3 protein-coding genes are annotated in these 3754 nt (G+C 59.9%); all 3 read left to right on the forward strand.

The window, feature by feature from the left end; genetic code table 11:
- Positions 1-345: DnaJ C-terminal domain-containing protein (locus V6C07_RS10390; RefSeq protein ID WP_333536391.1), on the forward strand; the 345-nt coding region annotated here is incomplete at its 5' end.
- 20 nt (positions 346-365) lie between these two features.
- A complete protein-coding gene (locus tag V6C07_RS10395) occupies positions 366-680 on the forward strand; it encodes a chaperone modulator CbpM (RefSeq protein ID WP_333536393.1) in 315 nt (104 codons plus the stop codon).
- A 398-nt stretch (positions 681-1078) separates the two neighbouring features.
- Positions 1079-3688: an ATP-dependent chaperone ClpB gene (gene clpB / locus V6C07_RS10400; protein ID WP_333536394.1), complete on the forward strand. Its 2610-nt coding sequence runs from the start codon at positions 1079-1081 to the stop codon at positions 3686-3688.
- The last annotated feature ends 66 nt before the right edge of the window (positions 3689-3754 follow it).

The raw sequence follows: 3754 nt of genomic DNA on the forward strand, positions 1-3754 counted from the left end.
GGGACACCCGGCGACCTCTTTTTGCGGGTTCGCTATCTGCCCCACGCGATTTTCAGGGTGGACGGCGAAAACCTGCAGTGCGATGTGGCTCTGGCTCCCTGGGAGGCAGCGCTCGGCGGCACGGTGGAAGTACCCACCCTTGAAGGACACGTTGAAATGCAGATTCCCGCCGGTTCCAGCTCCGGACGCAAGTTCCGCCTGCGCGGCAAAGGCCTGGGCGCATCTGGAAAACGCGGCGACCTGCTGGTCAGGGTCATGATCAAGACCCCGGCGCAACTGTCCGATGAAGAGCGCGAACTCTGGCAAAAACTGGCCGAAATTTCGGCGTTCAAGGCCCGCGCATAGCAACTGGCGGAGGTTTTAGCATGAGCATGACACCCAAGCATCCCACCCTGCCCGCGCCTTCCACGGTCATGGTCTGGGAAGAATTTGTTCAGGTGACGGGCGTAGACCCCGAGCGGCTTCAGGAACTTCTGGCCCTTGGCTGGATTCAGGCCCGGAGCAACGCCGCCCGGCGAGACCTCTTTCGCGATGCGGATATTTACCGCGTGCGCAAGCTTGAACGCATCTGCTGCGACTTCGAACTGCCTGTCCTCGGCGGCACCATAATAGTGGACCTGCTGGAACGCATTGATGCGCTGGAACAAACAGTACGCAGCCTGAAAAACTTTGAGGATTAGCCGCTGCGCCGAATAGTTTTCCACTGCCGCAGGAAAAACATCCGGCACAAAAACCGGTAAAGGCCGTTTTGCGGACAGGCAAACGACCTGCACAAATTTTGAGGCATTTTCGTATTGGGAACACCCCTTCCCGATGCTTTCACGGCGCCCGCTTCACAAGCGTGCAAACAAGCTGTCGCGTACGGCGCACCCCACCGGGGAGCATGCTCCGGCGGCGCGGCGGGCCAAAAAAGCAATGTGCTGCGGCAGCAAACCGGCCCCAGGCCGACCATTGCGCGGGCAGGCCGCCCGGCAGCGCCTGAAACAAGAAAAATCCGGGGCCATTATAGACTTTCAAGTAATAACGCCTGACAAATATTTCGCCGGCCGCAAGGCACGGCATTGTCTGGAGGAACCATATGGATATCAACAAATTTACAGAAAAAGCACGCGAAGCCGTCAGTGAAGCCCAAAGCCTTGCAGCAGGCATGGGTCATCAGGAAACAGACGTCGAACACCTTGCGCTGGCACTGGCGCAGCAGGAAAACGGCATCGTGCCGCGCATTCTTGAACAGATGGGCATACAGCCCCGCGCCCTTTCGGTAGCCATTGAAGGCGCGCTGCGCAAACGGCCCTCCGTGTCCGGCGGCGGCATTGACCCCACCAAGATCATGATTACCCAGCGCCTGGCAACGGTGCTGAACGACGCCCAGAATGAAGCCAAACGCATGAAGGACGAGTACGTCAGCGTTGACCACCTGTTTGCCGCGCTGACAGAAGTGCCTTCGTCCACACCCCTTGGCGAAGTGTTCAAGGAATACAAGATCACCCGCGCGTCCTTTGTGTCCGCGATGGAAGAATTGCGCGCGGGCGCTCGCGTGACCAGCGCCAACCCCGAGGACACCTTCGAGGCCCTGAACAAGTACGCGCGCGACCTTGTGGAAGCTGCGCGCCAGGGCAAGATGGACCCGGTCATCGGCCGTGATTCTGAAATACGCCGCGTCATCCGTATTCTTTCGCGGCGCACCAAGAATAACCCGGTGCTCATCGGTGAGGCGGGCGTGGGCAAAACAGCCATCGTGGAGGGCCTTGCTTTCCGCATCGTCAAGGGCGACGTGCCGGAGGGGCTGAAGGGCCGCAAGCTCTTTGCCCTGGACATGGGCGCGCTTATTGCCGGAGCCAAATACCGGGGCGAATTTGAGGAACGCCTCAAGGCCGTGCTCAATGAAGTGGAGAAGAGCGAAGGCCAGACGATTCTTTTCATTGACGAACTGCACACCATTGTGGGCGCGGGAAAAACCGAGGGCGCAATGGACGCGGGCAACCTGCTCAAGCCCATGCTGGCGCGCGGCGAACTGCACTGCATCGGCGCCACCACTGTGGACGAGTACCGCAAGTATATTGAAAAAGACCCGGCACTGGAGCGCCGTTTTCAGCCCGTCATGGTGGAAGAGCCGACGGTGGAAGACACCATCTCCATCCTGCGCGGCCTGAAAGAACGCTTTGAGGTGCATCATGGCGTACGCATCAGCGACTCGGCCATTGTAGAGGCCGTGGTGCTCTCGCACCGCTACATCACTGACCGCCAGTTGCCCGACAAGGCCATTGACCTTATAGACGAAGCCGCCGCCCTTATCCGTACCGAGATTGATTCTCTGCCCGCGGATCTTGACGAGGTGAATCGCAAGGTCATGCAGCTTGAAATCGAGCGCGAGGCCCTGCGGCGCGAAACCGACGCGGCCTCCCGCGAACGGCTGGAAAAGCTTGAAAACGAACTGGTCGACCTGCGCATCGAGCAGGCTGACCTGCTCAAACAGTGGGAAAGCGAAAAAGGCTCCATCAATCATGTGCGCGAAATCAAGGAGCAGATCGAACAGACCAAGCTGGCTATCGAGCAGGCCGAACGCGCGTATGACCTCAACAAGGCCGCTGAGCTGAAATACTCGAAGCTGCTCGAACTTGAGAAAAAACTGGCTGAAGCCGAAGATTCGGACGGCGGCGCTGCCGCTGACGGATCGCGTCTGCTCAAGGAAGAAGTGCGCCCCGACGATGTGGCTGAAATTGTGGGCAAGTGGACGGGCATACCCGTCACCCGCCTGCTGGAATCGGAGCGCGAAAAGCTGCTGCGCCTGCCCGAGCAGTTGCATGAACGCGTGGTGGGGCAGGACGAGGCCGTCAACGCCGTGTCCGATGCCGTGCTGCGCGCCCGTGCCGGTCTTTCCGACCCGGACAGGCCCACAGGCTCGTTTATTTTCCTCGGCCCCACGGGCGTGGGCAAAACAGAGCTTTCCAAGGCCCTGGCCGAGGCGCTGTTTGACACGGAAGACAATATGGTGCGCCTGGACATGAGCGAATATATGGAAAAACACTCCGTATCCCGCCTCATTGGTGCGCCTCCCGGCTATGTGGGGTATGATGAAGGCGGCCAGCTTACGGAGGCCGTGCGGCGCAAGCCCTATTCCGTCATTCTTTTTGACGAGATAGAAAAAGCCCACCCGGATGTGTTCAACACGCTGCTGCAACTGCTGGACGATGGACGCCTGACTGACAGCCAGGGGCGTACCGTGGACTTTCGCAACAGCATTGTCATCATGACGTCCAACATAGGCTCCATGCACCTTCTGGACGGCATTGATGCGGATGGAACCCTCAAAGAGGGCGCGCGCGAACGGGTGATGGAAGAACTGCGGGGCCACTTCAGGCCCGAGTTCCTGAACCGCGTGGACGAAACCGTGGTCTTTCTGCCGCTCAGGCGCGATCAGATCAGCCGCATTGTGGATCTGCAGCTGGCCCGCCTGCGCAAGCGCCTTGAAGACCGCAAGATCAAGCTGGACATGACCGATGCCGCCAGAAGCTTCATCGGCGAAGCGGGCTATGATCCGGTCTACGGCGCACGCCCCCTCAAGCGCTATGTGCAGCAGGCCGTGGAAACCACGCTGGCACGCCAGATTGTGGGTGGCAAGATACGCGACGGCCAGCGTGTGACCGTGGACGTCAAGGACGAAGCGCTCACCTTTACGGCTGAATAGCAGCGCGCGGCCCACAACGGCTGGCAGCATATAAAAAATCCCCGGCGGCTGCCCGCCCTGTCTTTC

Origin of the sequence: Desulfovibrio sp. 1214_IL3152, assembly GCF_036763055.1 — a bacterium.
In the GTDB taxonomy this organism is placed as follows: domain Bacteria; phylum Desulfobacterota; class Desulfovibrionia; order Desulfovibrionales; family Desulfovibrionaceae; genus Desulfovibrio.